The sequence below is a fragment of the Pseudomonas sp. SWRI51 genome, from assembly GCF_014268825.1.
GTDB lineage: Bacteria > Pseudomonadota > Gammaproteobacteria > Pseudomonadales > Pseudomonadaceae > Aquipseudomonas > Aquipseudomonas farsensis.
Genome location: NZ_JABWRG010000002.1, coordinates 60,224 through 74,915 on the forward strand (window position 1 = coordinate 60,224; position 14,692 = coordinate 74,915).

The window sequence follows — 14,692 nt, forward strand, 5'->3', positions numbered from 1 at the left end:
TCTGTCAGTTGTGCCCGTGCCATAAATAGCGGAATGTCGGCTTACCCCTATCAGCGGAGGCAAAGCTATGTCCAAGCGCATTACGGAACGCAGGTTCTATCGGGGCGAACAGCTTCAGCTGATTCTCAGCCAGTTCAGGGCGCGGCAAGTATTCGGTACAGAAGGTTTGGCGCTTGCCGAGCAACACACTTTGCCGGGGTTGACTAAGTGCTTGCAGCTCGCTACGCACAGTCAACGGTCACCGCTCAGCGTGGTCGAGGATGGTAAAGGCCTGCATTTAACGTACAGCTGCTACGGCGTGGGCAGCGAAAATAATGACCTTATCACTGGCTACACGGGGCAACAGCAGGACCGTCATACTGGATGCTATATATTCGGCAACGGCTACAGAGCCTATAATCCTGTGCTAAGACGTTTTCATTCCCCTGACGATTTAAGCCCCTTCGGTGAGGGTGGGCTTAATGCCTATGTATATTGCAATGGAGACCCGGTGAACAAACAAGACCCCTCTGGGCACATTCCATCTACTTTGAAACTTTTGTTTAACCTAAAGGACTATCGACCTGCCGCGAAACTCGCCACCCAGTCTGGGACGGGCCACGAACAATTCTGGCCAGTTGCAAACCACCCCGATACTAGCCAGCACAAACTTCGAAAATTGCGCAATATCCCGCTTTACCAAGAGAATATCGATACTATAGTTAATAAGGGAGGACACTTCGATATTGACACTGATTTGCGCTTAGCATCACTTCAGAACAAACTTCATTCCGCAACCAAAAAACTAGACAAGTTGCTCAAATCTATAACTCCTTCAGTAGCAAATGAAATGAAGACTGCCAGATCTCAAACGTGGCAAAAATTTGATGACTAAGTCATCTTCTCTTCGGTGCCTACCTAATTATTTCCTGAAGCGCGTGTTTTCAGCCGCCTGAGCTTTCAAGACCACGCGGGCAGTATTAGTATGCACCTCTAATCACGGCTCTCTGCCGCCCTTATTCCTACCTATCTAGACTCCATGCCCTTCGAACTCACCGTAGACCCCCTCACCCTGCTGATACTTGTCTTGGTCGCCTTCGTCGCCGGCTTCATCGACGCCATCGCAGGCGGCGGCGGGCTGTTGACCACGCCAGCGCTGCTCACCGCCGGCATGCCACCGCACCTGGTGCTGGGCACCAACAAACTCAGCTCAACCTTCGGCTCGGCTACGGCTGGGTTCACCTACTACCGGCGCAAGCTGTTCCATCCGGCGCAATGGCGCCCGGCGTTGGTCGCAACGCTGGCCGGTGCGCTGATCGGCGCAGTAATAGCCCACTTCATGCCAGCCGAATGGCTGAACAAGATGCTGCCGGTAATCGTCTTCGCCTGCGGCGTCTATTTGCTGTTTGGCGGTACGCCAAAAGCGCCGCTGGATGCCGACGCGCCCATCAAGAAGAAATGGCAGGTGCCGCAGGGCTTTACCCTGGGCTTCTATGACGGCGTGGCCGGCCCCGGTACCGGCGCATTCTGGACCGTCAGCACCCTGCTGCTCTACCCCATAGACCTGGTGCGCGCCAGCGGCGTTGCGCGCAGCATGAACTTCGTCAGCAACATCGCGGCGCTGACCGTGTTCATCATTTCCGGGCAGGTGGATTACATCGTCGGCCTGTGTATGGGCCTAGCGGTCATGGTCGGTGCCTTCTTTGGCGCGCGTACGGCAATCAGCGGCGGCAGCAAATTCATCCGCCCGGTGTTCATCACTGTGGTATTGGCACTGACCGTACGCCTGGCCTGGCAGCACTGGTTCGGCCAGGCCTGAAGCTCTCAATCTACGCCTGCGGCTTACACACCCCATCGGGGCTGTCCGAGACACTGCGCACATAGCGCACCATGCCCTGCAGTACCTGCGCGAAACGGTGCGCCATCAGCCCGTTTTCGGCGGGGCGCATCCAGGTGCTGCTGAATTCGAGCTGGATGGCGGGCACGCCTTTTTCCTTGGCAAGCTTGGTCAAGGTTGCGTTTTTCGCAGCCGAGAAATAATTACTCGAAAAATTGCCCATCCCCTCCCCACGCAACGCCGTAATCAGGTCGCTCAGCATCTGCTGACTACCTGCCACCGACTGCCCATCCATGGTCCCGACATCTAGGTCGTAAGGCCTGAAGTCGTGACTGGCGTGGATATCCAGTAACAGCACCGGCTTGCGCTCATTGATCAAGGCGTTGAGTGCGTCTTTGAAGGCGCTGTTCTCTGAATGGTTGGGGTCATCGCTCTGCTGGTAGCGGGTGTAGATCACCGTGGCGCAACTCAGTTTGTTGAGCATGACTGCCAAGGCTGCGGTACCGCCACCGTCAGCAAAGCGCAGGTCAGCGCCGCGCTTGGGCTTGGTACCGTGGGGCGCTGTGATGATGACATTCGAGCTGCCTTTGAGCACCACGATGGGGGACTCACCTGCAGGGGGTTCAAGCCCAGCATTACGGTCGGTCTGATCAGCAATTTCGATGGCCTGCTGGACCATCGCCGGCTCGATCAGCGCATGCTGAAGTGCATTTTGTGTAAGGGGTGTACCGCTGTCAGGCGCCAGCGCCAACGCGTTGAACGAAACCAAACCCATCGTGAGTAGCCATATCGATTTCATGATTGCCTCCATTGGCATCGCCGACGCTCAAGGGTCAACGTCGGCTCATGCTAGGAAGGCGAAAAGAAATCGAAAACTGGCAAAACTAACAGGTCACCCTTGGCGAAATTGGCGCACTCCTTGCGTTGCCGCCTGGTCACGCCTGCAGCACAGGCTCCGGCAAACCCAGGCGCCGCGCCACGTACAGATCAATCAAATGCCGGGCAATCGAGCGCCCGGCCGGCAGTGGCGGCAGGTCGTGCACGTTGAACCATTGGGCATCCTCGATCTCATCCGGCTGCATGACAATCTCGCCGCCCGCGTATTCGGCATGGAAGCCCAGCATCATCGAGTGCGGAAATGGCCAACACTGGCTGCCGACGTACTGGATGTTCTTGACCTCTACGGCGACCTCCTCGCGCACCTCGCGCACCAGGCAGTCCTCAGCCGACTCGCCGGGCTCGGCGAAGCCAGCAAGGGTGCTGTACACACCGGTTACAAAGCGCGGCGAACGGGCCAGCAACACCTCATCACCACGGGTGACCAGCACGATCATGCTCGGCGAGATACGCGGGTAGCTGCGCAGGTCGCAAGCCTGGCAGTGCATGGCCCGCTCCCAGTGGATTTGCGTCATCGGCTGGCCGCAGCTGCCGCAGAAGCGGTGCTCGCGCGCCCAGGTGCCGATCTGCGCGGCGTAGCCCAGCACCTTGTAGGTGTCGAAGTCGCCTTCGAGCATGAAGCGGCGCAGGCCCTGCCAAGCGCAGCCCGGTACTTCAACGGCGCTGTTTAGTTCGAGCAGGAACACCGGCTGCCCATCGAAGTGGCCGATGCCGTGCTCGCACAGCACATCAACGCCTTGGCGCTTGAGCCAGTCACGGGCAAACAGCGCGCCATTGGCGTCGAACAAAAAACCCTCGGGGCTGCGGGCCACGGCCAGGCCACCGGCGGTCTGCGGGTCGAGTACTGCGGTTGTCCAGCGTGCTGACATCGTTGCGATCCCTGAAAGGCGCTCGCCAACCCGGTCAGTCGGCGAACGTCGGTTGCTGTTTGCTCATGTGGGCGGCCACTGCCACGCGCAAGTCTTCGGACTGCAGCATGGCGGCGTTCCAAGTAGCGATATAGTCCAACCCATCGTCGATGCGATGGTCGCGCATGTAGCTGAGCATGTGCTTGGTACCGGCCACCGCGACCGGTGATTTTGCGGCAATTTCACCGGCAATGGCAAAGACCCCGTCCAGCAGTGCTGAGTGGTCGTCATACACCCGGTTGACCAGCCCGATGCGCAGCGCCTCCTGGGCATCAACCATGCGCCCGGTGTAGGCCAGTTCGCGCAGCATGCCGTCGCCGATGATACGCGGCAAACGTTGCAGGGTGCCGACGTCGGCGGCCATGCCCATGTCGACTTCCTTGATCGAGAACTGCGCATCGCTTGCGCAATAGCGCATATCACAGGCCGATACCAGGTCGATGGCGCCGCCGATGCAGTAGCCTTGAATGGCCGCCAACACAGGCTTGCGGCAGTTGTCCACGGCGGTGAACGAGCGTTGCAGGCGCAGGATGGTGCCGCGCAACAGGCGCGCGTTGCGCCCGACGTCCTTGCCCAATTGCCCGGCCAGGGAAGCCAGCATCATCAGGTCGATGCCTGACGAAAAATGTTTGCCGGCGCCGCTGATCACCACCGCGCGCACCGCATCGGTGTCGTCGACCCACTGGAAGATATCGACGATCTCCTCCCAGAACGCCGCGTTCATGCTGTTGATTTTTTCCGGACGGTTTATTTGCACATGGGCAATGTTGTTGGCCAGCTCAACCTTGAAAGCGGTGTATTCGGACATGGGCGGCGCTCCTGTGGAGAGGGAATTCACTGCGCAGGATCTTAGCGCAGCACCTAGGCCGCACATGTGCCAAAAGCAAGACTTTAAGCCTTGCAGCCAGCAGCGCGATGCGGCACCTTCCGGCACAGCCGAATTACAAGGATACAAATTCATGCCCCACTCACTGACCGACGCCCTCGCCCACGGTTTCCTCGGCCAGTCGCCGCGCTGGTACAAAGCGGCCATCGTGCTGTTTCTGCTGCTCAACCCGCTGCTGCTGGCAACCCTCGGCCCTGTGGTCACTGGCTGGGTGCTGGTGGTGCAGTTCATCTTCACCTTGGGTATGGCGCTCAAGTGCTACCCACTGATGCCTGGTGGCCTGCTGCTGATCGAGGCGCTAGTGCTGCGCATGACCACGCCCGAGGCACTCTATGAGGAGTTGCAGCACAACTTCCCGGTGATATTGCTGCTGATGTTCATGGTGGCCGGCATCCACTTCATGAAAGAGCTGCTGCTGTTTCTGTTCACGCGCATTCTGCTGGGTGTGCGCAGCAAGGCGCTGTTGTCATTGTTGTTCTGCGTGTTGTCAGCGTTCTTGTCGGCGTTTCTCGACGCGCTGACGGTAACAGCGGTGATCATCAGTGCGGCAGTGGGTTTTTACGCGGTATACCACCGCGTGGCCTCCGACCAGGACCCCCGCGCCGACAGCGCCCTGGACAGCGACCACCACATCCCGGCACTGCACCGCGAACACCTCGATCAGTTCCGCGCATTCCTGCGCAGCCTGCTGATGCACGGCGCGGTGGGCACGGCCTTGGGCGGGGTTTGCACGCTGGTGGGCGAGCCGCAGAACTTGCTGATCGGCCATGAGATGGGTTGGCATTTTGCCGATTTCTTCCTGAAAGTCGCCCCGGTTTCGATGCCGGTGCTGGCCGCGGGCCTGGCGACCTGCGTGCTGCTGGAAAAACTGCGCCTGTTCGGTTACGGCACCTTGTTGCCTGAGCCGGTGCGCCAGGTGCTGGCGGCCTGCGCCGCCGAGGACGATGCGGCGCGCACTCCGGCGCAGCGCCTGGCATTGCTGGTGCAGGGGCTGTCTGCACTGATTCTGATCGTGTGCCTGGGCTTGCACATTGCCGAGGTAGGGCTGATCGGGCTGTTGGTGATCGTGCTGATCACGGCGTTCACCGGTATTACCGACGAGCACCGCCTGGGCCGTGCGTTTCAGGATGCCATGCCGTTCACCGCGCTGCTGGTGGTGTTCTTCGCCGTGGTAGCGGTCATTCACCAGCAGCAACTGTTCAGCCCGCTGATTGCGTGGGTGCTGGCCCTGCCCAGCGAGCAACAGCCGGGCATGTTGTATCTGGCCAATGGCTTGCTGTCGGCCATCAGTGACAACGTGTTCGTGGCGACCATTTACATCACCGAGGTCAAGCAAGCGTTCGTCGATGGGGCCATGAGCCGCGAGCATTTCGAGACGCTGGCGGTGGCTATCAACACCGGCACCAATCTGCCGAGTGTGGCGACGCCCAATGGCCAGGCTGCGTTTCTGTTCCTGCTGACCTCCGCCATTGCGCCGCTGGTGCGGCTGTCGTACGGGCGCATGGTATGGATGGCGCTGCCGTATACGGTGGTCATGGGTGGGCTGGGCTGGTGGGCGGTGACTTACTGGCTGTAGCGTCACTTTTTTTGGCCCCTGGCAGGCTTTCGCCAGCTCCCGGCGAATCGCGATAGCGCCAGCTCCTGCAGCTAAATTGGGCCTGCTGGCCTCATCGCGGGTCAAGCCCGCTCCCACGCACTCATCTGTGTGTGACGCCAGCCTGCGATGAAGCCTTCCAGGCCAATGGTGCGTCGGCGCGCCAATTGCGCGATGATCCATCCCCACACCTTGGGAAGGACCCCCCATGTTTGATATCCGCCGCGCCACGCGCCAGGACGCCGAGGCTGCATACGCCATACGCCGCGCTGCTATCGTGCATAAATGCAGCCCCGATTACGGCGACGAGCTCGCACAAGCCTGGGCCGACGTGCCCCACACCGAAGGCTACACAGCCTTGGTCGCAGAGCAGTTTCACCTGGTCTGGGTGGACGGCTGCGTGGTTGCCACGGGCATGATCGACCTGGCCAGCGGCGAACTCGGCGCGCTGTTCGTGCTACCCGAGTACATGTGCCGCGGCATCGCCCAGGCGATGGTCGCGCACCTGGAGCAGATCGCCCTCAACGCCGGGCTGGATGAGATTCACCTGGACGCCACCCTCAACGCAGCAGCCTTCTACCGGCGCTGTGGCTATGCCGGGGATGAGCAAGCGCTCTATCAATCGCCATTCGGGCTGCAACTGGCTTGCGTGCCCATGCGCAAGCGCCTGGTGCGGTAACTCGCCTGGGCCTGGCCGCCTCGATAGTGACTATCGAGCGCGGCAATTTCTAATCATCGGCGGCGCGCCATAACCTTTGCTCATCGACTCCCGATCATGGAAAGCACGCCGATGAACCTCCCCGCCCGCCTGTTGCTCGCCGCCCTTGCCATCACCGCCTTCAGCGGCTGCGCCAGTCACCCTGAGCTGCGGCCCTACAGCGCCGAAGAAACTCGCCAGTTGCAGCTTGAAGCACTGCAACGCCAGGGTTTGAGCCAGGAAGACTACGAGCGGCGCAGGCTCGGGGTGTTGCGCGCTGGGCAGGAACAGGTGGTGAGCGATAGCGCTGTTGGCTCGCTCGGTGCTTCGTATCTGTAAGCTGCACTGACTGCTGCGGGGCGTCGTCAGCACAGCCTTGGCCTTGCGCCTTGCAAAGCTGTTAGCCTTGGGCTGTTCAGGTGAATTCGGACAACCCATGGCCAACCACAAAATTGAAATCCGTCGGCGCAATGTCGAAAAAATTCTGCTTGCCGCCGAGCGGGTGTTTGCCGAGAAAGGCTACGGCGCGACCTCCATGGGCGATATCGCCGAGCAGGCGCAACTGCCACGCTCCAACCTGCATTACTACTTCAATACCAAAGATGAGCTGTACCGGGCCGTGCTGCAGGACTTGCTAGATGTCTGGAAGCAGGATGCGCTGTGCTTCGAGCGCTTCGACGACCCGCGTGTGGTGTTGACCAGTTATATCCGGGCCAAGATGGGGCATTCACGGTCGCGCCCTTTGGGGTCGAAAGTCTGGGCTGAAGAAATTCTGCACGGTGCGCCGCTGTTGGCGGGGAGCCTGGACGACACGCTGGTGCCTTGGGCGCGCCTCAAGGAGGCCAAGATTCGGGCGTGGGTCGAAGATAAACGCATCCTTGCAGTAGAGCCTTCGGCGCTGCTCTACATGATCTGGGCGGCGACCCAGCATTACGCCGATTTTGGTTACCAGGTGACGTTGCTCAATGGCGGCGAGCCGCTTTCGGACCTGGCCTTCGAAGGCGCGGTGCAGACCGTCACCAGTGTGATCCTGCGCGGGATCGGGCTGGAGCCCTGAGCGCAAAGGCTTGGCGTCCCAGTACCTGGTAGGCCTGTTCCGGCCTCATCGCAGGCTGGCGCCAGCTCCCACAGTGACCGCGTACAGCCGCAACATGGATGCCTGGCTCAGGTTCTGTGGGAGCTGGCGCCAGCCTGCGATGAGGCCGGAACAGGCTGACACATTCCCCCCCAGCACCCTGCACCCCGCCAACCCTGCCCACAGACATTATTCAGTGTGGAATTATTTTGCGCGCCCGAGGTTCAGATGCCGTAGGAAACGTATCAGCAACGGGATGCCACCATGAAATCACGCAAGAAAGCCGTAAAACCCATCGGCCTGAAAGACATCACCATCGTCGACGACGCCAAGATGCGCAAGGCGATCACCGCCGCCGCCCTGGGTAACGCCATGGAATGGTTCGACTTTGGTGTCTACGGTTTTGTCGCCTTTGCCCTGGGCAAGGTGTTCTTCCCTAACGCCAGCCCCGGCGTACAGATGATCGCAGCACTGGCAACCTTCTCGGTGCCGTTCCTGATTCGCCCCTTGGGTGGGCTGTTCTTCGGCGCCCTGGGCGACCGCTACGGCCGCCAGAAGGTGCTGGCGGCAACCATCGTGATCATGTCCCTGAGCACCTTTGCCATCGGCTTGATACCCTCCTACGCCAGTATCGGCATCTGGGCGCCGATCCTGCTGTTGCTGGCCAAGATGGCCCAAGGCTTCTCGGTAGGTGGTGAGTACACCGGGGCCTCCATTTTTGTCGCCGAATATGCGCCAGACCGCAAGCGCGGCTTCCTCGGCAGTTGGCTGGACTTCGGCTCGATTGCAGGCTTTGTGCTCGGCGCGGGCGTGGTGGTGCTGATCTCGACCGTACTCGGCGAGGAGAAATTCCTTGAATGGGGCTGGCGCCTGCCGTTCTTCCTCGCCCTGCCGCTGGGCCTGATCGGCCTGTACCTGCGTCACGCACTGGAAGAAACCCCGGCCTTTCAACAACACGTCGACAAACTCGAACAAGGTGACCGCGAAGGCCTGGCCAGCGGCCCGAAAGTGTCGTTCAAGGAAGTCGCCACCAAGCATTGGCGCAGCCTGCTGACCTGCGTCGGGGTAGTGATCTCGACCAACGTCACTTACTACATGCTGCTCACCTACATGCCCAGCTACCTCACCCACAACCTGCATTACAGCGAAGACCACGGGGTGCTGATCATCATCGCGATCATGGTCGGCATGCTGTTCGTGCAGCCAATCATTGGCCTGCTGAGCGATAAATGGGGGCGCCGCCCGTTCATCATCATCGGTAGCGCCGGCCTGTTCGTGCTAGCCATTCCAGCATTCATGCTGATCACCAGCGGCCAACTACCCGTGATTTTCGCCGGCCTGTTGATCATTGCCGTGCTGTTGAACTTCTTCATCGGCGTGATGGCGTCGACGCTGCCAGCGATGTTCCCCACGCACATCCGCTACAGCGCCCTGGCCAGTGCTTTCAATATTTCGGTGCTGATTGCAGGTGTCACGCCAACGCTGGCTGCCTGGCTGGTTGAGACGACCAACAACCTGTACATGCCGGCTTACTACCTGATGGTGATCGCGCTGATCGGGCTGCTGACCGGGCTCACCATGAAAGAGACCGCCAACCGCCCCCTGCGCGGCGCGGCGCCTGCTGCTTCGGACATCGAAGAAGCCCGCGAACTGCTGCAAGAGCACCACGACAATATCGAGCAGAAAATCGAGGATATCGACACGCAAATCGCCGAACTTGAAGCGAAACGGGAAAAACTCGCTCAACAGCACCCGCGTATCGACTAACCCGCTTCTCTCCGTTGGTAACCTCGCCGCTGCAGCGCCCCCTGCAGCGGCTACCATGATATTTCCACGCCTTGGCGGGCGCACCTGAGGAGCCCGCCGGCCCAGACAACTCAGGGACGGCAACCATGTCCAACAGCCGATCGCAACCCGATGCAGTTTCGGCTTCAGGCGGCCCGCAGCGCTCAAACGGTGCGGTATTCGACAGCGAACTGCGTTTTCGCGCGCTGGTCACTGCCAGCAGCACCTCGGTGTACCGCATGAGCCCCGACTGGCAAGAGCTGCGCGGGCTTTCCGGGCAAGGCTTTCTGGAAGACACCGCCCACCCCAGCCGCAACTGGCTCGAGAAGTACATCGCCGAAGAAGACCGCCCCAAGGTCCTGGCTGCCATCGCCACAGCAATCGCCGAGCAGCGCATTTTCGAGCTGGAGCACCGCGTGCGCCTGCGTGGTGGCGAGTTTGGCTGGACGCTGTCACGGGCAGTGCCGATCTTCGATGAAGAAGGCCAGGTGCTTGAATGGTTTGGCGCCGCCGTGGACGTCACCCGCCAGCACGAAACCCTGGCCCGGCTGCGCGAGAGCGAGGTGGCGTTCAAGACCATCGCCGACACCGTGCCGCAATTGGTCTGGGTGACCGACCAAGGCGGGCAATTCGCGTTCTTCAACCAGCGTTGGCGCGACTATTTTGGCCCTGCCGGGCAGGTAGCGGACTTTGCAAGCTTCGCCCAAGGTTGCCTGCACCCGGACGACAGCCTGGCCGCCGAAGCTGCGTTTACCCAGGCCAGGGCCAGCGGTGTGGTCTATGAAGGTGAATACCGCCTGCGCCAGCACGACGGCAGCTACCGCTGGTTCATGCTGCGCGCCCAGCCCTACCGCGACCCCGACAGCGGCGCCCTGCTGCGCTGGTACGGTACCGCGGTCGATGTCCACGACCGCCACAGCACCGAGGCGCGGTTGCGCAGCTTCAACGAAGAGCTCGAAGTACAGGTACAGGCCGGCTCGCGCGAGCTGCAGGCGGCCGAGGCGCAAATGCGCCAGATGCAAAAACTCGAAGCCATCGGCCAGCTCACCGGCGGCGTAGCCCACGATTTCAACAACCTGCTCACCGTGATTCGCAACTCAGCCGAGCTGATGCGCCGCAAAACCTTGGCCCCTGAGCGCCAGCAGCGCTATCTGGATGCCATCCTCGACACCGCCGACCGCGCCGCCAAGCTGACCAGCCAGTTGCTCGCCTTCGCCCGGCGCCAGGCGCTGCGCCCGCAGGTCTTCGCGGTGGGCCCGCAGGTCGAGCAGATCGCCGGCATGCTGCGCAGCCTGGTCGGCGCGCGGGTGCAGATAAACGTGCAGGTGCCAGGGCAAGACAGTTACGTCGAAGCCGACCTGAACCAGTTCGAAATCGCACTGGTGAACCTGGTGGTCAACGCCCGCGACGCCACGCACGATCAAGGCAACATCACCATTTGCGTGAGCCCTGCAAGCCAGGCCGAGGGCTGGATCGAGATTGCCGTCGGCGACGACGGTCATGGCATCGCCGCCACTGACCTTGAGCGCATCTTCGATCCGTTCTACACCACCAAGGCACAGGGCAAAGGCACTGGGCTGGGGTTGTCCCAAGTGAAGGGTTTCGTGCATCAGTCGGGTGGCTCGTTGCAGGTGCGCAGCACGCTCGGCAAGGGCTCAACCTTTATTACGTCGCTGCCGGCGGTAAGTGCTCCGGGCGTGGTCACGCCTGAGCTGCCCGCGCAAGCCCCGGCGCACACCAACGGCCATGTGCTGGTGGTCGAGGACAATATTCAGGTACGCGAATTTACCGCCACCTTGCTTGAAGATATGGGCTACACCACCAGCCTTGCGCACAATGCCGAGGCCGCCCTGGCGCTGTTGGAGGCCGGGCGCGAGCACATTGATGTGGTGCTCGCGGATGTGGTCATGCCGGGCATGAGCGGCATCGAACTGGCGCGCTTTGTGCGCCATCGCTGGCCCGAACTGCCGCTGGTACTCACCAGTGGCTACAGCCAGGCGCTGATTGGGGATGACCCGCAGGGGTTCGAGCTGCTTGGCAAACCCTATTCGGTCGATCAGTTGCTGCGGGCGTTCGAAACCGCCATCAAGCCGCGCTGAGAGGGTGTTGCCCCCGCTGATTGAATTCGCCCCACGTTCTAGCGCAATCCGCTTGAATCCTTGCCTGATTCTCTGAACCTGCAGGGCCACAGATGGGAAACCCCGCGCCTGCGCGCTAGAGTTGCTGCACAAGGAGCCGACCACAGGCCCCATGGCGTCTTGCGCATCAATGCGGGGATGCACATATGACAAAGCCACATCAACCGATGATCAGCAGGTGAGCCATGGAACTACGAATCAACCAGAAGACCTACCAGGTCGAGGCTGAGGCCGACACGCCGTTGCTTTGGGTTATCCGCGACGACCTCGGCATGACCGGCACCAAATACGGCTGCGGCCTGGCCCAGTGCGGCGCCTGTTCGGTGCTGGTGGACGGCAACGTCGTGCGCGCCTGCGTTACCCCGGTGGCCGGTGTGGTTGGCCGCGAGATCACCACCATTGAGGCCATCGAAGAAGATGCCATCGGCAAGCGCGTGGTCGCGGCCTGGGTCGAGCATCAGGTGGCGCAGTGTGGCTATTGCCAGTCCGGCCAGGTGATGGCCGCCACGGCGCTGCTCAAGCACACGCCCAAACCCAGCGACGCGCAGATCGAGGCCGCCATGGTCAACCTGTGCCGCTGCGGCACCTACAACGCCATCCATGCCGCCGTGCATGAGCTGGCCGAGGGGGGTAAAGCCTGATGAAGCGGCGTATCGAAACCCCGCAAGACCTGCTTGACCTGCCAGCCGGCGAAACCATCAACCTGTCGCGCCGGCGCTTTGTTGCCGGTACCGCCATCGGCGCATTAGTGCTGGGTTTTGGCCTGCCGGTGGGCGTGCCACGGGTACAGGCTGCTGCGGCAACGGCTGAGCGCGGCACCCAGGTGCCGGCCTTCCTCGAAATTCGCCCGGACAACACCGTGCGCCTGCTGTGCCCCTTCATGGAAGGCGGCCAAGGCACCTACACCGCCATGGCGCAGATTGTCGGCGAAGAGCTGGACATGAACCCTGCCCAGTTCGTGGTGGACAGCGCGCCGCCCGGCGAAGCCTATGTGGTCATGGAAAACGGCATGCGCATCACCGGCGGCAGCATGTCGGTGCGCATGAGCTACCCGACCATGCGCCGCCTCGGCGGCCTGGCCCGCGCCATGCTGCTGCAGGCGGCGGCCGAACAACTGGGCGTGCCTGTGAGTGAACTGAGCACCGAGCCTGGCAAGGTGCTGCACGCAGCCTCTGGCCGTTCGCTGGCGTATGGCGAACTGGCCGGCCGTGCCATGGACCTGCCAGTGCCGGACCCGGCCAGCATCAAGCTGCGCGACCCTGGCCAGTTCCGCTGGATCGGCAAACCAGTGCGCCGCCTGGACGCCTACGACAAGTCCACCGGCAAGGCCGTGTTCAGCATCGACATCAAAGTCGACGACATGCTCCACGCTGCCGTCCAGCACGCGCCACGCCTGGGCATGACCGTGGGCAACATGCGCAACGAAGCGCAGGTCAAGGCCATGCAAGGCGTGCACTCGGTACACACGTTGCCCGGCGCCGTCGCCGTGGTGGCCGAGCGCTGGTGGCACGCCAAGCGTGCGGTCGAGGCATTGCAGGTCGACTGGCAAGAACCTGGCGCCGACAACACCTTGCGGGTCATGCCGGCTGATTTTTCCAGCGCCGGCTGGCTCGACCACCTGGCCGCCCAGACGGGCCCGGCCCGTGACGATGAACACGAAGGCGACCTTGCCGCCGCCATGGCCAGCGCCAAGACCACCGTCGAGGCCAGCTACCGCAACCAGTACGTCAACCACGGCCAACTGGAACCCCCCTCGGCGACGGCGCGCTTCAACCCCGACGGCAGCCTGGAGGTGTGGCTGCCCAACCAGGCGCCAGACATGTTCCGCGCCGACATTGCCAAGCGCACAGGCCTGGCCCCGGAGCAAATCACCCTGCACTCGCCACTGCTGGGTGGGTTCTTCGGCCGGCACTTCTTGTACGAATCGGCCAACCCCTACCCGCAGGCGATAGCCTTGGCCAAGGCCGTTGGCCGCCCGGTGAAGCTGATCTGGACCCGCGAGGAAGAGTTCTTGCGCGATGTGCTGCGCCCCGTGGCGGTGGTCAAGTTCCGTGCAGGGCTCGATGCCGATGGCATGCCGGTCGCCATCGAGGCGGTCAGCGCCACCGAAGGCCCCACCGAAGCCCTGGCCGGCAAGCAGGGCGAGAAAATCGACCCGACGGCCCTTGAAGGCTTGTCGGGCAAGGCCTACGCCATCCCCAACAAGCGCATCGCGCAGATCTACGTCAAAGGCCCGGCAATGCTCGGTTACTGGCGTTCGGTGGGCAATTCGCTGAATGACTTCTTCTATGAAAGCTTCCTCGACGAACTCGCCGACAAGGGCGGCAAGGACCCTTATGAACTGCGCCTGCACCTGCTGCGCGGCAACCCGCGGCTGACCACCCTGCTGCAGGCAGTGGCGGAACTTGCCGGCGGTTGGAAACCTGGACCGTTCACCGCCGAGGACGGCAGCAAGCGCGCACGCGGTGTGGCCATGGCCTCGCCGTTCGGCTCGCATGCGGCGGTAATTGCCGAGGTCTCGATTGAAAACGGCCAAGTGAAGGTGCATGACATCTGGCAAGCCATCGACCCGGGCAGCATCGTCAACCCGGCGATCATCGAGGCGCAGGTCAACGGCGCAGTCGCCTTGGGGCTGTCGCAGACCTTGCTGGAAGAGGCGGTATGGCAAAACGGCGCGCCACGGGCCCGCAACTATGACCTGTACCCGATCCTGCCGCCGCAGCGCATGGCGCGGGTGCATGTGCGTATCGTCCAGAGCGGCGAGAAGATGGGCGGTATTGGTGAGCCGCCGCTGCCAGCCGTCGCTCCGGCGGTGGCCAACGCAGTGGCACGTTTGACCGGGCAGCGCGTGCGTAGCCTGCCACTTGACCGCCATACGTTCAGCTGAGGGCCGCCC

13 protein-coding genes are annotated in these 14,692 nt (G+C 62.0%); 10 read left to right on the forward strand and 3 right to left on the reverse strand.

Annotation, left to right across the window (positions count from 1 at the left end):
• The first annotated feature begins 67 nt into the window (after positions 1 to 67).
• Both HU720_RS01070 and HU720_RS01075 read left to right on the forward strand, forming a co-directional pair.
• Positions 68 to 874 (forward strand): RHS repeat-associated core domain-containing protein, encoded by an 807-nt coding sequence (locus HU720_RS01070; protein WP_186516581.1) that lies wholly within the window; start codon positions 68 to 70, stop codon positions 872 to 874.
• 144 nt (positions 875 to 1,018) lie between these two features.
• On the forward strand, positions 1,019 to 1,798 hold the full coding sequence (locus HU720_RS01075; protein ID WP_186516588.1) for a TSUP family transporter: 780 nt from the start codon (positions 1,019 to 1,021) through the stop codon (positions 1,796 to 1,798).
• A gap of 10 nt (positions 1,799 to 1,808) precedes the next feature.
• On the opposite strand, the gene HU720_RS01080 is transcribed toward HU720_RS01075, so the two are convergent.
• The 3 genes from HU720_RS01080 to HU720_RS01090 all read right to left on the reverse strand — a co-directional run bounded on the left by HU720_RS01080 (position 1,809) and on the right by HU720_RS01090 (position 4,429).
• Entirely contained in the window at positions 1,809 to 2,615 is an 807-nt protein-coding gene (locus HU720_RS01080) for a ketol-acid reductoisomerase (RefSeq protein ID WP_186516589.1), read from the reverse strand.
• A 136-nt stretch (positions 2,616 to 2,751) separates the two neighbouring features.
• Positions 2,752 to 3,582, reverse strand: coding sequence for an NAD(+) diphosphatase (gene nudC / locus HU720_RS01085; protein WP_186516590.1), 831 nt, complete (start codon positions 3,580 to 3,582; stop codon positions 2,752 to 2,754).
• Between the two features lie 34 nt (positions 3,583 to 3,616).
• Positions 3,617 to 4,429: a crotonase/enoyl-CoA hydratase family protein gene (locus HU720_RS01090; protein WP_186516591.1), complete on the reverse strand. Its 813-nt coding sequence runs from the start codon at positions 4,427 to 4,429 to the stop codon at positions 3,617 to 3,619.
• A gap of 151 nt (positions 4,430 to 4,580) precedes the next feature.
• On the opposite strand from HU720_RS01090, the gene nhaB reads away from it, so the two are divergent.
• The 8 genes from nhaB to HU720_RS01130 all read left to right on the forward strand — a co-directional run bounded on the left by nhaB (position 4,581) and on the right by HU720_RS01130 (position 14,683).
• Entirely contained in the window at positions 4,581 to 6,083 is a 1,503-nt protein-coding gene (gene nhaB, locus HU720_RS01095) for a sodium/proton antiporter NhaB (protein ID WP_186516594.1), read from the forward strand.
• A 226-nt stretch (positions 6,084 to 6,309) separates the two neighbouring features.
• Complete coding sequence (locus HU720_RS01100) at positions 6,310 to 6,780, forward strand: GNAT family N-acetyltransferase (RefSeq protein ID WP_186516595.1); 471 nt, start codon at positions 6,310 to 6,312, stop codon at positions 6,778 to 6,780.
• Between the two features lie 111 nt (positions 6,781 to 6,891).
• Entirely contained in the window at positions 6,892 to 7,137 is a 246-nt protein-coding gene (locus HU720_RS01105; RefSeq protein WP_186516596.1) for a hypothetical protein, read from the forward strand.
• A gap of 97 nt (positions 7,138 to 7,234) precedes the next feature.
• Positions 7,235 to 7,855 carry a TetR/AcrR family transcriptional regulator gene (locus HU720_RS01110; protein ID WP_186516598.1) on the forward strand — a complete coding sequence of 207 codons (621 nt, stop codon included), beginning with the start codon at positions 7,235 to 7,237 and terminating at the stop codon, positions 7,853 to 7,855.
• Between the two features lie 282 nt (positions 7,856 to 8,137).
• The gene (gene proP / locus HU720_RS01115; RefSeq protein ID WP_186516600.1) at positions 8,138 to 9,640 is read left to right on the forward strand and encodes a glycine betaine/L-proline transporter ProP; all 1,503 of its coding nucleotides are present in this window, start codon (positions 8,138 to 8,140) and stop codon (positions 9,638 to 9,640) included.
• A 125-nt stretch (positions 9,641 to 9,765) separates the two neighbouring features.
• Positions 9,766 to 11,757: a PAS domain-containing sensor histidine kinase gene (locus tag HU720_RS01120; RefSeq protein ID WP_186516604.1), complete on the forward strand. Its 1,992-nt coding sequence runs from the start codon at positions 9,766 to 9,768 to the stop codon at positions 11,755 to 11,757.
• Between the two features lie 224 nt (positions 11,758 to 11,981).
• Positions 11,982 to 12,437: a (2Fe-2S)-binding protein gene (locus HU720_RS01125; RefSeq protein WP_186516606.1), complete on the forward strand. Its 456-nt coding sequence runs from the start codon at positions 11,982 to 11,984 to the stop codon at positions 12,435 to 12,437.
• Positions 12,437 to 14,683, forward strand: a complete 2,247-nt coding sequence (locus tag HU720_RS01130; protein ID WP_186516608.1) for a molybdopterin cofactor-binding domain-containing protein — start codon at positions 12,437 to 12,439, stop codon at positions 14,681 to 14,683. The genes HU720_RS01125 and HU720_RS01130 overlap by 1 nt, the downstream gene beginning before the upstream one ends.
• Positions 14,684 to 14,692: the final 9 nt, after the last annotated feature.

What these genes read in the sequence shown, in the direction of transcription:
- HU720_RS01075 (WP_186516588.1), top strand. Translation starts at nt 1,019, where the DNA reads ATGCCCTTCGAACTCACCGTAGACCCCCTCACCCTGCTGATACTTGTC.
- HU720_RS01125 (WP_186516606.1), top strand. Translation starts at nt 11,982, where the DNA reads ATGGAACTACGAATCAACCAGAAGACCTACCAGGTCGAGGCTGAGGCC.
- HU720_RS01100 (WP_186516595.1), top strand. Translation starts at nt 6,310, where the DNA reads ATGTTTGATATCCGCCGCGCCACGCGCCAGGACGCCGAGGCTGCATAC.
- proP (WP_186516600.1), top strand. Translation starts at nt 8,138, where the DNA reads ATGAAATCACGCAAGAAAGCCGTAAAACCCATCGGCCTGAAAGACATC.
- HU720_RS01090 (WP_186516591.1), bottom strand. Translation starts at nt 4,429, where the DNA reads ATGTCCGAATACACCGCTTTCAAGGTTGAGCTGGCCAACAACATTGCC.
- HU720_RS01120 (WP_186516604.1), top strand. Translation starts at nt 9,766, where the DNA reads ATGTCCAACAGCCGATCGCAACCCGATGCAGTTTCGGCTTCAGGCGGC.
- nudC (WP_186516590.1), bottom strand. Translation starts at nt 3,582, where the DNA reads ATGTCAGCACGCTGGACAACCGCAGTACTCGACCCGCAGACCGCCGGT.
- HU720_RS01080 (WP_186516589.1), bottom strand. Translation starts at nt 2,615, where the DNA reads ATGAAATCGATATGGCTACTCACGATGGGTTTGGTTTCGTTCAACGCG.
- HU720_RS01130 (WP_186516608.1), top strand. Translation starts at nt 12,437, where the DNA reads ATGAAGCGGCGTATCGAAACCCCGCAAGACCTGCTTGACCTGCCAGCC.
- HU720_RS01070 (WP_186516581.1), top strand. Translation starts at nt 68, where the DNA reads ATGTCCAAGCGCATTACGGAACGCAGGTTCTATCGGGGCGAACAGCTT.
- HU720_RS01105 (WP_186516596.1), top strand. Translation starts at nt 6,892, where the DNA reads ATGAACCTCCCCGCCCGCCTGTTGCTCGCCGCCCTTGCCATCACCGCC.
- nhaB (WP_186516594.1), top strand. Translation starts at nt 4,581, where the DNA reads ATGCCCCACTCACTGACCGACGCCCTCGCCCACGGTTTCCTCGGCCAG.
- HU720_RS01110 (WP_186516598.1), top strand. Translation starts at nt 7,235, where the DNA reads ATGGCCAACCACAAAATTGAAATCCGTCGGCGCAATGTCGAAAAAATT.